Here is a 15,636-nt window from a genome sequence, read left to right as displayed (position 1 = left end):
GGTTCAGGCGGCCAGGCTTTCCAGCCGCCCCCGCAGCTCCTCCAGGTCGGCGAGGAACCAGGTCTGGCGGCCCCGGTTGCACTCGCGGACGAAGTCCCGCAGGGCCTCACTGCCGTCCGTGTGGCGGGAGATGTCGCCGAGGACGACGAGGCCCACGCGGTAGGTGACGAACTTCTGGACGATGTCCCCGGCGATCCGGGTGCGCAGCCGGAAGAACTCCTCGCCGAAGCGCCCGGCCGGCACGACCACCCACCGGGCGCCCTGCCAGGCGGCGTTGCCCACCAGGTCCAGGACGTCCCGTTCACCCCCGATCGGTTCGCCCTCGGGGTCGCAGATCAGAACGGGCACGTCGTGGATGGTCTGCAGGATGCTCATACCGGTCGACGGTAGGTCCCGGCGGGGTCCGGGTCGACCCGTTTTTTCGGGCGACCCGGCTCCTGGGCTCAGCGGTCGCGGTAGAGGTCGCGGAGCAGGGCGATCTCGGCGCCGTGGTGGAGCACCTCCTGGTTGACCCACCACGCGATCTCGACGAACGGCTCCTCCGCGTCGCCGCCGTGCGGGTAGGTGCAGTACCCCACGGTGTCGAGCGCGGCGTCGTCGACGCTCAGCAGTGCCCCGCGCCAGGCGTCGGCGGCCTTCGCGAAGGCGGCCACGGCTCCGGCGGCGTCGCCGGTGACGGGGTGGTCGTCGCGGGTGAGGCTCCGGGTGCCGGCCGTGTGGTCGGCGCGCAGGGTCAGCATCTCCGTGAGGTGGCTCAGGCGCCAGGCGAGGGTGGTGAAGGGCGGCGGCCAGGGGTGCGGGTACGAGGCGGCGTCGCGGCCCCACTCTCCGGTGCGGGCGCCGGCCAGGAGCGTCGCGCGCGCCCCCGGGCCCCGCGTGCGGAGCCGGACCGACCAGCAGTCCGCCACCGGCTCCCAGAGGTACTCCTCGTCGGTCAGGGGCACCACCCGGGTCTCCGTGCCGTCCCCGCTGTCCGTCACGGGACCCGCCAGCCGGCCGGACAGCCGGGTGGAGGCGAACTCGAACTGCCGTATCAGCGGGACGAGTCGGGCCGGGGCGCTCACTGCCCCTCCCGGATCAGGCAGAACGGGTGGCCCGCCGGGTCGGCGTAGACGCGCCACCCCTCGGCGTCGCGGGTGTCGTCGAGCAGGGCGGCGCCGAGGGCGAGCACCTGCTCCTGGGCGCGGCCGAGGTCGGGGACCGCGAGGTCCAGGTGGGCCTGCTGGGGGTGGGCGGGGTCGGGCCACTTCGGCGGGCGGTGGTCGGTGACCTGCTGGAAGCAGAGGACCGTCCCGGACGGGGTGTGGAGCGTGGCCCAGTGCTCGTCCAGGGTCCAGCGCCGGTCGGGCCGGTTGACCTCGCCGCCGAGCAACTCCCCGTAGAACTGCGCCAGCTCGAGCGGTTCTGGACAGTCGAGTACCACGCACTGCAGTTCGGCGATCATGCCGGGATCCTAGGCGGGAGCGAGCACGGCGTCGAGCATCCGGCGGGCGGCGGCGGCCAGTTCGGCCGGGTCCGGGGCGGGGCGGGAGTGGGCGAGGGCGCCCGCCAGGCGGTCGTAGAGCAGGCCGTCGGTCCAGGCGGCCAGGAGTTCGGCGGACTCCGCGGGCCGGGGTGCGCCTAGGGCGGCGAGGACCGCGGCGGCGCGGGCGCGGGCGGCGAGGCCCGCCTGCCGGAGCGCCGGTTCCAGTTCCGGGTTCCGGGCGGCCTCCAGGCTGAGTTCGAAGCGGGCCAGCTGCCGTTCGCGCCCCCGCGTCAGCCACTCGTGCAGCAGCGCCCCGAGCATCCGCGCGGCGGCGTCCCGGTCCGCCGGGGCCGGCGGCGGGCCGGCGGCCCCGGCGCCGTCGAGGTCGGCGAGGTCCAGCTCGGCCAGCCGCCGGTAGCAGGCGCCGATGAGCGCGGTCCGCGTACGGAAGTAGTACGAGGTGCTGCCCGCCGGGAGCGCGGCGGCGCCGTCGACGGCCCGGTGGGTCAGGCCCCGCAGACCGCCGGCGGCGACGAGGGCGATGGCCGTGTCCGCGATCAGCGTCCGGCGGTCGGCGGCGGGGGGCGGGGTTTCCGGGGTGGACATGGCCCCACTCTACAGCTGTAGAGTGCAGAGCGAGCGGCCTCTACAGCTGTAGAGGCTCCCTGAGACGCAGGAGGCCGTGCCATGCCCGAAACCCAGCGCCACGCCGTCGTCGCCGGTGCCGGGATCGGCGGTCTGACCGCCGCCCTGGCCCTGCACCGCCAGGGGTGGCGGGTCACCGTGTGCGAGCGGGCGGCCGTCCCGACCGCCGTCGGCGCGGGCATCGTCCTCGCGCCCAACGCCCTGCGCGCCTACGACGCCATCGGCTTCGACGCCACCCGCGCGGCGGGCCGCGCCGTCCCGGCCTCGATGGGCGTGCGCCGCCCCGGCGGCACCCGGCTGGCCCGCGCCGACACCGCCGCGCTCGCCGCCCGCTACGGCCGGCCCCCGCTCGCCGTCCACCGCGCGGACCTCACCGCCGCGCTGGCGGCGGCGCTGCCCGAGGGCGCGCTGGTGTACGGGGCCGAGGTCACCGGCGTCGAGGAGGACGGCGGCCGCGCGGTGGCCCGTACCGCCGCCGGGGACCTCGCCGCCGACGCCGTGATCGCCGCCGACGGCATCCACAGCCCGCTGCGCCGCCGCCGCTTCCCGGACCACCCGGGCCTGCACTACAGCGGGGAGACCGCCTGGCGGACCGTGCTCCCGTCGGGCCCCGCGGCCGAAGCGGCCGAAGCGGCCGAGACCTGGGGCCGGTGCGAGCGCTTCGGGACGGTCCCGCTCGCCGACGGGCGGGTCTACCTGTACGCCACCGCCGTCGTCCCCGAGGGGTACCGGCCCGCGGACGTCCGCGCCGAGCTGCTGCGGCGGTTCGGCACCTGGCACGACCCGGTCCCCGCCCTGCTGGACCGGATCGACCCGCAGGCGGTGCTCCAGCACGACCTGTACGACCTGGCCGCGCCGCTCCCCCGGCTGCACGACGGCCGTACCGCGTGGATCGGGGACGCCGCGCACGCCATGACGCCCAACCTCGGCCAGGGCGGCTGCCAGGCCGTCGAGGACGCCGTGGTCCTGGCGCACCTGCTCCGCGGGCCGGACGTACCGGGCGCCCTCGCCGCCTACACCCGGGCCAGGCTCGCCCGTACCGACGCCATCCGGATCCGGGCCCGCCGGATGGGCCGGGTGGCCGCCCTCACCCACCCGCTGGCCGTGGCCGCGCGCGACCTCGCCTTCCGGGCCACCCCCGCGAGCGCGACGCGGCGCGCGCTGGACGACCTCTTCGACGGTTTCAGGCTTCCGGGCGAGCCGGCCGGGAACGCGGGCCGCGGCCCGGGGCGTTGAGGCCGCCGGTCGGGCCCGTCCGCCCCGGCGGGATCAGCGCCGCTCCAGGACCGCCATCGCCGCGTTGTGCCCCGGGATGCCGCTGACCCCGCCGCCGCGGACCGCCCCCGCACCGCACAGCAGGACGTTGCGGTGGGCGGTCTCCACGCCCCAGCGCCCCGCCTCCTGCCCGTCCGCGTAGGGCCAGGACAGGTCGCGGTGGAAGATGTGCCCGCCGGGCAGCCGCAGTTCGCGCTCCAGGTCCGGAGGGGTCTTGGCCTCGATGCAGGGGCGGCCGTCCCCGTCGAAGGCCAGGCAGTCGGTGAGCGGCTCGGCCAGGTGGGCGTCCAGCTGGGCCAGGGTGGCGGTCAGCAGCACCTCGCGGGCCTGCCGGTTGTCCTTCTCGAAGAGCCGGGCCGGGGTGTGCAGCCCGAAGAGGGTGAGCGTCTGGTAGCCCTGCCCGGCGAGTCCGGGCCCGAGGATCGAGGGGTCGGCCAGCGAGTGGCAGTAGATCTCGGAGGGCGGGACGGACGGCAGTTCCCCGGCGGCCGCCTCGCCGTGGGCCCGCCTGAGCTGCTCGTAGCCCTCGGCGATGTGGAAGGTGCCGCCGAAGGCCTCGCGGGGGTCGACGGAGGTGTCGCGCAGCCGGGGCAGCCGGCTCAGCAGCATGTTGACCTTGAACTGGGCCCCCTCGGGGGCCGGGCCGCCGTCGCGGGGGTCCTCGCCGAGGAGTTCGGCCAGGGCCCGCGGGGAGGCGTTGACCAGGACGTCGCGCCCGACGACGGCACCCTCGCCCGTCGCCGTGCGGAAGGTGACCTCGGCAGGGGCGGTGCCGTCGGTGTGGATGCGCAGGGCCTCGTGGCCGGTCGCGATCTCCGCGCCGGCCGCCCGGGCGGCCTCGGCGAGCGCGTCGGTGAGGGCTCCCATGCCGCCGACGGGCACGTCCCAGTCGCCGGTGCCGCCGCCGATGACGTGGTAGAGGAAGCAGCGGTTCTGTACGAGTGAGGGGTCGTCGGCGTCGGCGAAGGTGCCGATGAGGCCGTCGGTGAGGACCACGCCCCGGACCAGGTCGTCGGCGAAGCGCTCCTCCACCGCCCGGCCGAGCGGCTCCTCGAACAGCATCCGCCAGGCCGCCTCGTCGTCGATCCGGGCCCGCAGTTCCGCGCGGGTGGGCAACGGTTCGGTGAGGGTGGGGAAGACCTTGCGGGCGAGCCGGCCGGTGGTCCCGTAGAAGGCCCGCCAGGCCTCGTACTCCCGGTCGGATCCGGTCAGTTCCGCGAAGGACTCCCGGGTGCGGTCCTCGCCGCCGCCGACGAGGAGTCCCCCGGGGCGGCCGCCGCGCTCGAAGGGGGTGTACGAGGAGACCGTGCGCCGGCGTACCTCGAACCGCAGACCCAGGTCGCGGACGATCTTCGCGGGGAGCAGCGACACGAGGTAGGAGTAGCGCGAGAGTCTGGCGTCGACGCCCGCGAAGGGCCGGGTGGAGACGGCGGCCCCGCCGGTGCGGCCGAGACGTTCGAGGACCAGTACCGAGCGGCCGGCGCGGGCCAGGTAGGCGGCGGCGACGAGGCCGTTGTGGCCGCCTCCCACGATCACCGCGTCGTACACGTCCTGCGCGAAGCCCCGGGAGCCTGAGTTGGCGGTCATGGCTCTTGGTAGCACACCTGGCCGAGCCGCTCCAGACAGTGCGCCTCGTCGGCGTGGGCGAGGACCGTGTCGGGGTGCTCGTCGCCGAGGGAGCGTTCGCGGATGCCGGAGAGGTCCCGGTATATGGGAAGCGCCTCGTCCCAGCGGCCGAGCCGGCCCAGGCCGACGGCGAGTTCCCGGCGGCTGACCAGGGTGTCCGGGTGTTCGGCGCCGAGGGCCTTGGCGCGGAGCCGGCCCACCTCGCGGGCCTCGGTGACGGCCTCCTCCCAGCGTTCGAGGCGGCCCAGGTTCACCCCGAGGACGTGCCGGGCGCGCAGGGTCTCCGGGTCGGCGGCGCCGTAGGCCCGGGTGCGGTCGCGGACCAGGGACCGGAACATGTCGAGGGCCTCGGCGGGGCGGCCGGTGCGGCCGAGGGCGATGCCGGTCTCGTAGCGGGCGGCGAGGGCGTCGGGGTGGTCGCGGCCGAGTACGCGCTCGCGTGCGGCGGCGACCTGCCGGAAGCCGCCGAGCGCCTCCTGCCAGCGGCCGAGCCGGCCGAGGGCGTACGCGGCCTCGTAGCGGCTCTGCAGGGTGTCCGTGTGCTCGGCGCCGAGGACGGCGGCGCGGTCGGCCGCCACCTCGGCGGCGGTGGCGTGGGCCTCGGCGTGCCGGCCGAGGGCGCTCAGGGCGCAGGCGAGGCTGTGGCGGCAGCGCAGGGTGTCGGGGTGGAGCGGGCCGGTGGTGCGGACGCGGGCGGCGAGGACGGCGCGGTACATCTCGTACGCCTCTCCGTGGCGGCCGAGCCTTCCCAGTTCGTAGGCCTCCTCCTGGCGGGCGGCGAGGGTCTCGGCGTGATCGGGGCCCAGCACCCGGGCCCGCCCCTGGGCGACGGCCACGTAGACGGCGAGGGCCTCCTCGGGCCGGCCGGCGCGGCTGAGGGCGAACGCGCGGGTGTGCCCGGCGGCGAGCGCGTCGGGCTCCCCGGCGGCCGGGGTGCGCACCGCGAGCCCGTAGGCGGCGGTGAGCCGGGGGTCCTCGGCGGGGGCGGGGCGGGTGATGCGGTGTTCGCCGGACGCAGGGAGGGAGCCGGGGAAGGATCCGGGGACGGAACCAGGCGGGGCCGGGCGGGCCGCCGTCCAGGAGCCGGTGAGCAGGGCCCACTCCCCGCTGGCGGGGCGGGCGTCCACGCCGGCCTTGCGCCCGGCGGTCATCCCCTCGGCCCAGGCGGGCAGCGGGGGCTGGGCGGCGGGCCGCCCGCCGGGGCCGAACCGGGCCTCGACCAGGCGGCGGTGCAGGTGGCGGGCGTCGCCGGGGCGGTCCTCGGGGCGCTTGGCCAGCAGGTCCAGCACGAGCTGCTCGAAGTAGCCGGGCAGCTCGGGCCGGTGGTCGCGCAGCGGTACGGGCGCGGTGTCGCGGTGGCCGACCAGCACGGACCAGGAGTCGCCGAGGTCGAAGGGCGGGGCTCCGGTGGCGATCTCGTAGAGGACGCAGCCGAGGGAGTAGAGGTCGCTGCGGTGGTCGACCTCGCCGCCCGCGATCTGCTCGGGCGACATGTAGTGCGGGGTGCCCATGGCCATGCCGCCGCCGGTCAGCTTGGCGGTGAAGCCGATGTCGTGGGCCAGGCGGGCGATGCCGAAATCGCAGATCTTCACCGTGCCGTCGGTGAGCCGCATGATGTTGGCGGGCTTGAGGTCCCGGTGGACGACGCCCTGGTCGTGGGTGTAGCCGAGGGCGGCGGCCATCTGCTCGGCGATGTCGAGGACCACGTCGACGGGGAGCGGGCGCGCCTCGTTCTCCTCCATGAGCTGGCTGAGGTTGCGGCCCTCCAGGAGTTCCATGACCAGGTAGAGGGGGCCGCCGGAGGCGCTGTCGTCGCCGAAGTCGTGCACGACGGTGACGCCCCGGTGCTGGAGCGAGGCGGCGACCCGTGCCTCGCGCCGGAAGCGCTCTCGCAGGACCTGGGTGAAGTGGGCGTCCTGTTCGGCGCCGACCGGCTTGAGGCACTTCACCGCGACCTGCCGGCCCAGCGACTCGTCGCGGGCGCGCCACACCTCGCCCATGCCGCCGCGCCCGATCAGATCGAGTGACCGGTACCGGCCCTGGATCAGTCTGGACTCCGCCATGTCTTAAAGCCGCCCCCGTCGTCGTGCCGCGCCCTCCCCGGCCGGTCCAGTATGGCCGCTGATTTTCGCAGTGTGTACGCGGAGGGGCGGCTGCCGGGGCCCAGTCGGCGCATCGCTTTCAAGATGTGACCTGGAGGCAGCTGCCAGCGTAGACCTGCGGGAATGGTGCGCAGCACGCGACCCGTGAGACGCAGGCGGCGGGTGACCGCGCGCGGGGGTGGTGCGGGGTGTCCGTACAGCTGGTGCGCCCAGCCCGGCAGGGATCCGTAGGCGAGCCCAACGAGAGGTCTCCACAGCAGGTTTCGGCCAGGGACGAGGTACGGGGGGACCGGCGGGGCGCGCAGGAAGTCCTCGACGGCGCGTGCGTCGGGGCCGGCGGCGAGGCAGGGGCGGACCTCGTCGAAGTACGCGGCGAGGGCCCCGGCGGTGGCGGGCACGGCGGCCGGGTCGAGTCCGACGAGGCGGGCGTTGGTCCGGTTCTCGTCCACGTACCGGTCGGCCTGGGCCGGGGTGAGGGGGACGCCCGATCGGCGCAGTACGTGCAGGAAGCTGTCGATCTGGGCGCAGTGCACCCACAGCAGGAGGGCGGGGTCGTCGACGGGGAAGGGCTCCCCGGTGTCCGGGTCGGTGGCGGACAGTCTCCGGTGGACGGCGCGGACCCGCGCCCCGGCCCGTTCGGCGGCCTCGGCCGTGCCGTAGGTGAGGGTGCCGACGAAGTCGGCGGTGCGCAGCAGGCGGCCCCACGCGTCGCCGGGGCCCCTCTCGTTCTCGAAGGCGGTGGAGTTCTCCATAACACCGCGGACGGCGCGCGGGTGCAGGGCCTGGAGGTAGAGCGCGCGGACCCCGGCGATCCACATGACCGGGTCGCCGTGGCACTGCCAGGTGACGGACCCGGGGCCGTAGAGCCCGGGGTCGGCGTCCTCGTAGCTCATCGGTGCCTCCCGCCGGGTTCCTACCCCGGCGGGACTCAGCTCAGCCGTGAGACGTGGTACTGGCGGATCCGCCAGCCGGCTCCGGCGTGCTGGGCGATGAGCGAGAGGCGGACGGGGAGCGGGGTCCCGGCGGGGTCCTCGGGGGTGGGTGTCCGGAAGGTGACGGTGGCGAACCCGGCGAGGGCCTCGGCGGCGAGGGGGCGTGAGTGCAGTACCTCGACGGCGGCCGTGGTGCCCGGCGGGACGTTCTCGTAGTAGGTCCGTATCTCCGCGCGGCCGTTCAGCAGCCGGGGGGACAGCCCCTGGAAGAGGGCGTCCTCGGCGAAGAGGGCGACGACGTCGTCCACGCGGCGCTCGCCGAACGCGGCGCGCCACTCCTCCAGGATGCCGGTCAGTGCCCCATATCCGTTGGACATACGCCCGTTACCTCCGGTTCCATGGTCAATACCTTGTTAAGACACCATGTTGACAGCCTACGTACCGATACCGGCTACTTTTCCAAGTGCATAATTGGGTCATGCAGGATCATGCAAGGCAGTACCCGGGGGAATGTTGTGAACGTGACGACTCTGCGGCCACGTGGGGCGGCGTATGCGGTGAGGGCCTGACCGTCTACCGCCGGGCCGTGGTGAAGGGGTGTACGCCCAGGGAGGGCGCACCCGCCTGTCTCCTGCGGATGGGGCTGCTCGTCGCCCCGCCGGACGACCCGTCCGTCCTCGTGCCCGTGGCACCCGACGTGGCCAAGGCCGAACTGGTCCGGCCCATCGAGCAGTCGCTGGAGCGCCAGCGGCTGGACGCGCACGCCATCGCCGGCAGCTTCGTGCCCGTGGCCGCGATCTACACCGCAGCCAAGCGCGAACACACCGGCTGGGCCACCGCGATCGACGGGGAGAAGGTCGTCCACTCCACGCTGGCGCACGCGGTCCGCGAGTGCCGGGAGGAACTGATGACGGTGCAGCCGGGCGGCTCGCGCGTCTCCTACGACCTGGACGGGCTCGACCACGTCCGCGGCCCCGCCCGGCACCGCACCCTCTACCCGCACGCGGCCCGGACCCACGCGGCCACGCTGCGCCACATCGAGCGGCTCACCGAGGCCGGCTGCGAGGTCCGCACCCTCGACCACGTCTTCGACCGCCTCATCGTCATCGACCGGGCCGTCGCCTACGTCCCGGGCCCCGGCGAGGCCCGGACCTCGGTGCTGGAGATCAGGCAGCCCTCCATCGTCTCCTTCCTCGTGCAGGTCTTCGAGGAGGCCTGGGAGCGGGGTTCGACCATCGACCCCGGCGCATCGCGCACCGTGGAGCCCGACATCGCCGACGAGATCCAGCGGGCCGTGATGCGCCTGCTGGTCGCCGGCTACACGGACGAGGCCATCGCGCGCCGGCTCGGCACCAGCCGGCGGACCGTCGCCGCCCACGTCAGCCGGATCGCCGCCACCCTGCAGAGCCGCAGCCGGGCCCAGCTCGGCTACCTCATCGCCACCAGCGGGCTGCTGCCCATGGACGAGCCCACCGAGACGGACTGCGGCCCGCTCTCGGCCTGATCACCACCCCTTCGAGCATCCGGACGCCCGGCCGGGAACCTTCCCGGCCGGGCTCGCCGTTCAGCGCGCGGGGCCGCGGTCCCGGCGCGCGCGCAGCGCCCGTACCCCGGCCACCGCCAGGAGTACGAGGACCAGCAGGGTCGACCAGCCGAGCTGGCCGCGCGCCTCCGGGTCGAGGGCCATCAGCACCAGCACGGCCACGATGCCGGCCGCCGCCAGCCACGACAGGTACGGGAAGCCGCGCATCCGCACCACCAGCAGGTGCGGGGACTCCCGCTCCAGCCGGCGGCGCAGCACCAGATGGGCGGCCGCGACGGTCAGCCACATGTACAGCATGGAACCGCCCATGGCCTTGGCCAGGAACGGCAGGATCCGCTCCGGCCAGTGGTGGTCGAGGGCGATCGCGACGAAACCGAAGGCCGCCGACGCGGCGACGGCCGGCCGCGGCGCGCCCCGGGCGGAGGTGCGCAGCAGGGCCGCGGGGGCCTCGCCGCGCGCGGCGAGCGAGTGGGCCATGCGGGAGGCGCCGTACAGGTTGGCGTTCATGGCGGACAGCAGGGCGATGAGGACGACGACCTCGATCAGCCGCCCGGCGCCGGGGATCCCGAGCCGGTCGAGCACGGCGACGTAGGGGCTGCGGCCGGGTGTGGCCGCGTCCCAGGGCAGCAGGGTGACGATCACCGCCATGGAGCCGAGGTAGAAGAGGCTGATCCGCCAGATCGCGCTGCTGACGGCCTTGGTGACGGAGCGGGCGGGGTCACCGGACTCGGCGGCGGCCATGGTGACGACCTCCATGCCGCCGAAGGCGAAGACCACCGTCAGCAGCCCGGCGACGACGCTGTCCCAGCCTTGCGGGAGGAAGCCGCCGCGGCCGGTCAGGTTGTCCATGCCGGGCGCCTCGACCCCGGGCACGGCCCCGCACAGGGCGGCGACGCCGAGGGCGAGGAAGGCGATGATGGCGGCGACCTTGATGCCCGCGAACCAGAACTCGGCCTCCCCGAACGAGGAGACCGAGAGCATGTTGGACTGGGTGAAGACGGCCAGTGCCACGAGGGCGATCGCCCACTGCGGTACGGCCGGCATCCACTGGTGCAGGATCGTCGCGGCGGCGATCAGCTCGATGGCGATCGCGATGACGGTCACCGCCCAGTACAGCCAGCCCGCGGTGAAGCCGGCCCAGCGGCCGAGGGCCCGGTCCGCGTAGACGGAGAACGAGCCGCTGGCGGGCATGGCGGCGGCCATCTCGCCGAGCATCCGCATGACCAGCAGGGCCAGGGCGGCGGCGAGCGCGTACGACAGGATGATGGCCGGGCCCGCGATCCGCAGGCCGGTCCCGGAGCCGACGAACAGCCCGGCCCCGATGACGCCCCCGAGGGCCAGCATGGTCAGGTGGCGGGGGCGCAGGGCGCCCGCGAGTTCCCCGTCGGCGGGTGCGGGCGCCGCGGGCGTTCGTGGTGTCTGGGTGAGTGGAGCGGGCATGGGCGGTTCCCCCCGTGGACAGAGGTGGGCGGGGCCGGCGTCCGTGGCGCCGGCCCCGCGTCACCGTGCGGGTCAAGAAGAGACGCGCTCGAGCGTCGCGGTGTGCAGCTCGCCGGCGCGGCCGCCGTCGGGGGTGGCGTACGTCCAGTAGACGCTGACGGTGCCGTGGCCGAGGTCCATGACGTGGCTGACGGTCATGCCGGAGGCCTCGACCCAGTTGACGAAATAGAGGCCCTCGCCCACGGCGCGGACGGAGAGCCGCTCCTGGCCGCTGCGGCCGGCCATCGGGCCTTCCAGGGCGGTCCAGTCGAGGGTGGTGCCGTCGGCGGAGTAGGAGTTGCGCAGGACGGCGCCGTTGTCGAGCGTGAGGACGTACGTGTGGCCCGCGAAGGCGGGGACGGCGGCGGCTGGGGCGGGGGCGGCCGCGGAGGTGGCGGCCGGGGCGGGAGCCGGGACCGGGGCCGCCGCCTGGGCGGAGGGGGCGGCGGCGAGGGCGATCAGGGCTGCGGCGGCGAGGGCCGGGACGGTGGTGCGCAGGCGCATGGCGGTTCCTTCTCGGTGGTGGTGACGGGGTGTGGGCAGCGGGCGCGCGGGGCGCGTCACTGCGCGTACTGGTAGAAGCGGGTGTGGTCGAGCAGCTCCGAGGGCCGCACCTGCCACGGCGACATCGGCTCGTCGAGGCTGATGACGCGGCCGTGCTGGGGGTCGGAGGCGGGCAGGGGCCGGCGCGGCTCGTAGACCGAGCCGGGGTGCTCGCGCTGCCAGCGGGCCCAGATGAGGTCGATGAAGGTGTGGTGGAGCCAGAAGACCGGGTCGTTGGGCGAGGTCCCGCCGGTCATCTGGCCGCCGACCCACAGGTGGACCCGGTTGTGGTTGTGCCAGCCCTCCTTCTCCCCGACGGTCCAGCCCTCGACCTTGTTGCGGAAGCCCGCGGTGGTGGAGGTGGAGTCCCAGGGGGCGGAGTCGTACACCGGGTCGTCGATCGCCCAGGCCAGTTCGGCGGGCGTGGGGAGGGCGACCGGGTCGGCGGGGCGGCCGAAGTCGCGCATCAGGTACTTCTCCTCGGTGACGCCCACGTTCACCGGCCAGTCGCCCCGGTCGAAGGCGAACGGGCCGGTCATCACCCGGTGGTCGCCGGGGCGGCCGTTGCCGCCGAGGAAGTCGTCGGTCCACGGGCCGGAGAGGGGCGACTGGTCGGTGGTCCAGTCCCAGTAGGGCAGGGTCACCTTCGGGTCGACCTGCTGGAGGGCGCGTTCGAACTCCAGCAGGTACTGGCGGTGCCAGGGGAAGAAGGAGGGGGACATGTGCCCCACCCGCTGCCCGCCCTCGCCGTCGGAGACGAAGTACTGGCCGTGCAGCCGGACGAACTCGTCGTAGACGCCGCGTCGTTTGACCTCCAGGAGGGCCGCGACGAACCTCGCGCGCTCGCCGGCGTCCAGGTCCTTCTGGTTCTTGCGCGTGTACACGTGTGCTTGTTCCTCGTTCCTCGACCTGTCGGACGTCAGTGGTGGTGCAGCCGGGCCGTCGAGAGCTGGGCGGTGCCGATCTCGTCGACGGCCGCCCGTGCCACCTCCAGCGGCGTGGGGAAGGACTGGTAGTGGTTGACCAGGCTCAGGTAGCTGCCGTCGGCGCGGCGCATGACGTGCAGCGGGCGGCCGTCGATGCTGATCTCGATGCCGGGCCCGGAGGCGGGGGCGGCGGCACCCCGGGCGGAGGCGTAGCGCACGGCCACGGGGCCGCCCTGGATGCGCCGTCCCCGGTAGACCTCGTCGAAGCCGCCCGGGAGCGGGCCCTGCCCGGCAGCGGCGCTCGCGGTCCCGGCGGGGGCGTCGGGGCGGGCGGGGTCGGCCAGGACGATCGGGGCGACGGCGGCGCTGGTGCCGACGACGACGGCCGTGGTCATGGCGGCCCGCATGATGTCCCTGCGGGTGATCGTGTTCACGCGTGCTGCTCCTGGGGGGTGGCGGACGGGCCGGTGGCGGACGGGGCGGTGGCGGACTGGGCGGTGATGTCCTGGACGACCGCCCGGACTATGTCGTCGGCCCGTTCGAGGACGGAGGGCATGCCGGAGGTGAAGAAGAGCGTCCCGGCGCCCATGTCGCCGATCGCGTGCATCCGGCGGTGGGCGCGGCCCGCGCCGACGGCCCGGCTGGTGGACGGTTCGATGTGCAGGCCGCCGTAGGGGTGGTACTCGCCGATGCCGTCCTCGACGAGGGAGTCGACGAACGGGCGCGCCTGGGCGGGGACCCGGTGGGAGGGCGCGCTGACGGCGTTGACGACGACGTCGCTCTCGTACTCGCCGCCGTCGGCCCCGATGTGGAACCCGGCGCCGGCCAGGGGCTTGACGTTCCACAGGCCGCGCAGGACGCGCAGCCCGCCGCTCTCGTGCAGTTCCAGCAGTTTGCGGGCGTTGGCCGGGGGCATCGGGCAGCACAGGCTCATGACGGCCCGGTAGTGGTGCTCCCGGATGAAGTCCTGGTCGGCGGTACGCAACAGGGTCCAGGCGTCGGGGCCGCTCTCGGGGACGGCGTGCTGCATGACCCGCATGCCGGTGTCGGCCTCGTCGATGCGGTCGTACTGGCGGCGCAGCCGCTCCAGGGGGGATTCCCCGCCGAGGGAGGTCAGTTCGGCGACCACCGCCGAGGGGTCGGCGCCGTGTTCGGCCAGCTCCCGCTCCAGCAGCTCCAGTACGTCGTCCAGTGCGAGCCTGCCGTCGTGGCGGGCGGCGGCGCGGGCGTGCAGGGCGGCGGGGGTGAAGTGCCTGATCTCGGGGAAGACAGGCCGCTGCCGCACGGCCGGGAGGGCGCCGTTGCGGGAGGCCATGGTGATCCGGCCGCGGTGGCCGTGGGCGGCGAGGGTGACCACGGTGTCCACGGCGGCGAGGCCGGTGCCGAGGACGGTGACGTCCGCGTCGGCGGGGATGGCGGCGACCGTGTCGCGCAGCGGGTAGGGGTCCCCGAAGTATCCCGCGCTGCCGGTGAGTTCGTAGTGGTCGGCGGGGCGGCCGGCGCCGACCGCGCAGATCACGTAGTCGAAGGTGTGCGTACGGCCGTCGCGGGTGGTCAGCACCACCTCCTCCCCCGCCTCGCGGGCGGCGACGACCGCGTCGCGGACGATGTCCACGGACCAGCCGCCGAGGGAGAGCTCGCCGACGGCGTTCTCGGCGGTGCGTTCCAGGTAGCTGCCGAACACCCGGCGCGGCGGGAAGTAGCCGTCGGCGGCGTAGTCGCCCTGGCCGTAGGGGAGTTCGCAGGCGCGCAGCCAGTCGAGGAAGTCGTCGGGGGCGCCGGTGCGGGCGCTCATCTCCGCCGGGATGATGTTGGTGAGGACGGCGTCGGCGTCGTGCTGGTAGGCGCGGCCGCGCCACAGGCCGCCCGAGGGTTCGAAGACGGTGATCGAGCCCGGGCCGCGGCCCTGGGTGCGGGAGAGCCGGTCCAGCAGGCAGACGGCCGCGGCCCCTCCGCCGACCAGGCCGATGCGCGTCGGCGGGCGGTCGTTCGTGTCGGTGGTCATGGTCGGCCTTTCGTGAAGAGGAGTCGGCGGGAGGGGCGGGCGGGCCCGTCAGTGCGCGGCGGCGGGCTGCGGCTCGGCGGCCGCGGCGGGGGTGGCGGCGGGACGGCGGCGGGAGCTCGCGTAGAGCAGGCCGAGGCCGATCAGTGCCCAGACGGCGAGCACCAGGACCGGGCCGGCCGCGCCGGCGCCGTCGAAGGGGCCGGCGGTGCGCAGCAGGGTTGCGGCGGCGCCGGCCGGGAGGAACTGGCCGATGGCGCCGAGCGGCTGGGGCAGCATCTCGGGGGCCGAGGCCAGTCCGGAGAGCGGGTTGCCGACGACGAACATCAGGACGGCGCCGACGGCTATGCCGGGCGGGCCGATCAGTGAGCCGAGCCCGGTGATCACGGAGACCATGGCCAGCTCCAGCAGGGCCACGATCCCGGCGTTGACGAAGTAGTTGCCGGGGGCCACGCCGCTGAGGTGCGTCAGCATGAGGGAGCTGAGGAGTCCGGAGGCGACGGCGAAGCCGATGACGCCGAGGAACTTGGCGCCGGCTGCGCGCACCTTGAGGACGAACAGCAGGGCGGCGATCACGGCGGTGATCAGCAGGGGCAGGAAGCCCATGGCCAGGCCCGCGCCGTGCGGGTCGTCGGCGTCGGCGGGGACCACGTCGGTGACGCGCACCGGGCCGCCGGCGAGTTCCTGCGCCTGCCCGGTCAGCGTCTGGGCGACGGTGGGCGAGGCGGCGGAGGCCAGGCGCAGTTCGAGTCCGCCGGCGGTGGGCAGCAGGGCCCCGTACGCCTTGCGGTCGCGCAGGGCGGCGTCGGCCTCCTCCACGCCGGCGGCGGTCTCGACCGCGTACGCGCCGGGGGCGGCCTCGCGCAGCCGGTCGGCGAGCTGTTCGGCGCTCTGGGGGGCGCCGGGGGCGGCGACGACGAGCACGGGCAGGTCCCGGGGCGCGGCGTGCGACGCCGACCAGGAGAACCAGCCGCCGATCACGAACTGCACGATCGCGACGATGATGAGGATGGTGCGCGCTTCCGCGCGCGGTGAGGCAGTTGAGCTCATGATTGCTTCCTGGGATCCGGTGCGGCCGGGGGCGTGGGGGCGCGGGCG

Annotated in this window: 16 protein-coding genes; 2 read left to right on the top strand and 14 right to left on the bottom strand. The window is 75.0% G+C overall.

Going from position 1 to position 15,636, the window contains the following annotated elements; translation table 11 throughout:
• Positions 1 to 3: 3 nt before the first annotated feature.
• The 4 genes from ACZ518_RS11060 to ACZ518_RS11045 form a co-directional block, all read right to left on the bottom strand.
• On the bottom strand, positions 4 to 375 hold the full coding sequence (locus ACZ518_RS11060; protein WP_469112729.1) for a DUF4180 domain-containing protein: 372 nt from the start codon (positions 373 to 375) through the stop codon (positions 4 to 6).
• 68 nt (positions 376 to 443) lie between these two features.
• On the bottom strand, positions 444 to 1,064 hold the full coding sequence (locus ACZ518_RS11055; RefSeq protein ID WP_469112728.1) for a DinB family protein: 621 nt from the start codon (positions 1,062 to 1,064) through the stop codon (positions 444 to 446).
• The gene (locus ACZ518_RS11050) at positions 1,061 to 1,444 is read right to left on the bottom strand and encodes a VOC family protein (RefSeq protein WP_469112727.1); all 384 of its coding nucleotides are present in this window, start codon (positions 1,442 to 1,444) and stop codon (positions 1,061 to 1,063) included. Before ACZ518_RS11050 ends, ACZ518_RS11055 begins: the two co-directional genes overlap by 4 nt.
• Positions 1,445 to 1,453: 9 nt before the next feature.
• On the bottom strand, positions 1,454 to 2,071 hold the full coding sequence (locus ACZ518_RS11045) for a TetR/AcrR family transcriptional regulator (RefSeq protein ID WP_469112726.1): 618 nt from the start codon (positions 2,069 to 2,071) through the stop codon (positions 1,454 to 1,456).
• 81 nt (positions 2,072 to 2,152) lie between these two features.
• Between ACZ518_RS11045 and ACZ518_RS11040 the strand changes: the two genes are divergently transcribed.
• Positions 2,153 to 3,346 carry an FAD-dependent monooxygenase gene (locus ACZ518_RS11040; protein WP_469112725.1) on the top strand — a complete coding sequence of 398 codons (1,194 nt, stop codon included), beginning with the start codon at positions 2,153 to 2,155 and terminating at the stop codon, positions 3,344 to 3,346.
• Positions 3,347 to 3,379: 33 nt separating this feature from the next.
• On the opposite strand, the gene ACZ518_RS11035 is transcribed toward ACZ518_RS11040, so the two are convergent.
• The 4 genes from ACZ518_RS11035 to ACZ518_RS11020 are packed head-to-tail and all read right to left on the bottom strand — an operon-like array spanning position 3,380 to position 8,422.
• The gene (locus ACZ518_RS11035; protein ID WP_469112724.1) at positions 3,380 to 4,972 is read right to left on the bottom strand and encodes a phytoene desaturase family protein; all 1,593 of its coding nucleotides are present in this window, start codon (positions 4,970 to 4,972) and stop codon (positions 3,380 to 3,382) included.
• A complete protein-coding gene (locus tag ACZ518_RS11030; protein ID WP_469112723.1) occupies positions 4,969 to 7,074 on the bottom strand; it encodes a serine/threonine-protein kinase in 2,106 nt (701 codons plus the stop codon). Before ACZ518_RS11030 ends, ACZ518_RS11035 begins: the two co-directional genes overlap by 4 nt.
• Positions 7,056 to 8,006: an oxygenase MpaB family protein gene (locus ACZ518_RS11025; protein WP_469112722.1), complete on the bottom strand. Its 951-nt coding sequence runs from the start codon at positions 8,004 to 8,006 to the stop codon at positions 7,056 to 7,058. The genes ACZ518_RS11030 and ACZ518_RS11025 overlap by 19 nt, the downstream gene beginning before the upstream one ends.
• Positions 8,007 to 8,041: 35 nt before the next feature.
• The gene (locus ACZ518_RS11020) at positions 8,042 to 8,422 is read right to left on the bottom strand and encodes an SgcJ/EcaC family oxidoreductase (RefSeq protein WP_469112721.1); all 381 of its coding nucleotides are present in this window, start codon (positions 8,420 to 8,422) and stop codon (positions 8,042 to 8,044) included.
• Between the two features lie 260 nt (positions 8,423 to 8,682).
• On the opposite strand from ACZ518_RS11020, the gene ACZ518_RS11015 reads away from it, so the two are divergent.
• Positions 8,683 to 9,549, top strand: a complete 867-nt coding sequence (locus tag ACZ518_RS11015; RefSeq protein ID WP_469112720.1) for a helix-turn-helix transcriptional regulator — start codon at positions 8,683 to 8,685, stop codon at positions 9,547 to 9,549.
• Between the two features lie 60 nt (positions 9,550 to 9,609).
• On the opposite strand, the gene ACZ518_RS11010 is transcribed toward ACZ518_RS11015, so the two are convergent.
• The 6 genes from ACZ518_RS11010 to ACZ518_RS10985 all read right to left on the bottom strand — a co-directional run bounded on the left by ACZ518_RS11010 (position 9,610) and on the right by ACZ518_RS10985 (position 15,588).
• Positions 9,610 to 11,028, bottom strand: coding sequence for an amino acid permease (locus ACZ518_RS11010; RefSeq protein WP_469112719.1), 1,419 nt, complete (start codon positions 11,026 to 11,028; stop codon positions 9,610 to 9,612).
• Between the two features lie 72 nt (positions 11,029 to 11,100).
• Positions 11,101 to 11,571: a MoaF-related domain-containing protein gene (locus ACZ518_RS11005; protein ID WP_469112718.1), complete on the bottom strand. Its 471-nt coding sequence runs from the start codon at positions 11,569 to 11,571 to the stop codon at positions 11,101 to 11,103.
• Positions 11,572 to 11,627: 56 nt separating this feature from the next.
• Complete coding sequence (locus ACZ518_RS11000; RefSeq protein WP_469112717.1) at positions 11,628 to 12,494, bottom strand: tyrosinase family protein; 867 nt, start codon at positions 12,492 to 12,494, stop codon at positions 11,628 to 11,630.
• 35 nt (positions 12,495 to 12,529) lie between these two features.
• Entirely contained in the window at positions 12,530 to 12,970 is a 441-nt protein-coding gene (locus tag ACZ518_RS10995) for a tyrosinase family oxidase copper chaperone (protein ID WP_469112716.1), read from the bottom strand.
• Positions 12,967 to 14,541 carry an FAD/NAD(P)-binding protein gene (locus ACZ518_RS10990; RefSeq protein WP_469112715.1) on the bottom strand — a complete coding sequence of 525 codons (1,575 nt, stop codon included), beginning with the start codon at positions 14,539 to 14,541 and terminating at the stop codon, positions 12,967 to 12,969. The genes ACZ518_RS10995 and ACZ518_RS10990 overlap by 4 nt, the downstream gene beginning before the upstream one ends.
• Before the next feature lie 48 nt (positions 14,542 to 14,589).
• Positions 14,590 to 15,588, bottom strand: a complete 999-nt coding sequence (locus tag ACZ518_RS10985; protein WP_469112714.1) for an ABC transporter permease — start codon at positions 15,586 to 15,588, stop codon at positions 14,590 to 14,592.
• Positions 15,589 to 15,636 lie beyond the last annotated feature (48 nt).

Source organism: Streptomyces sp. NPDC033966, assembly GCF_055575955.1.
This window is presented reverse-complemented; position numbering and strand designations above follow the sequence as displayed.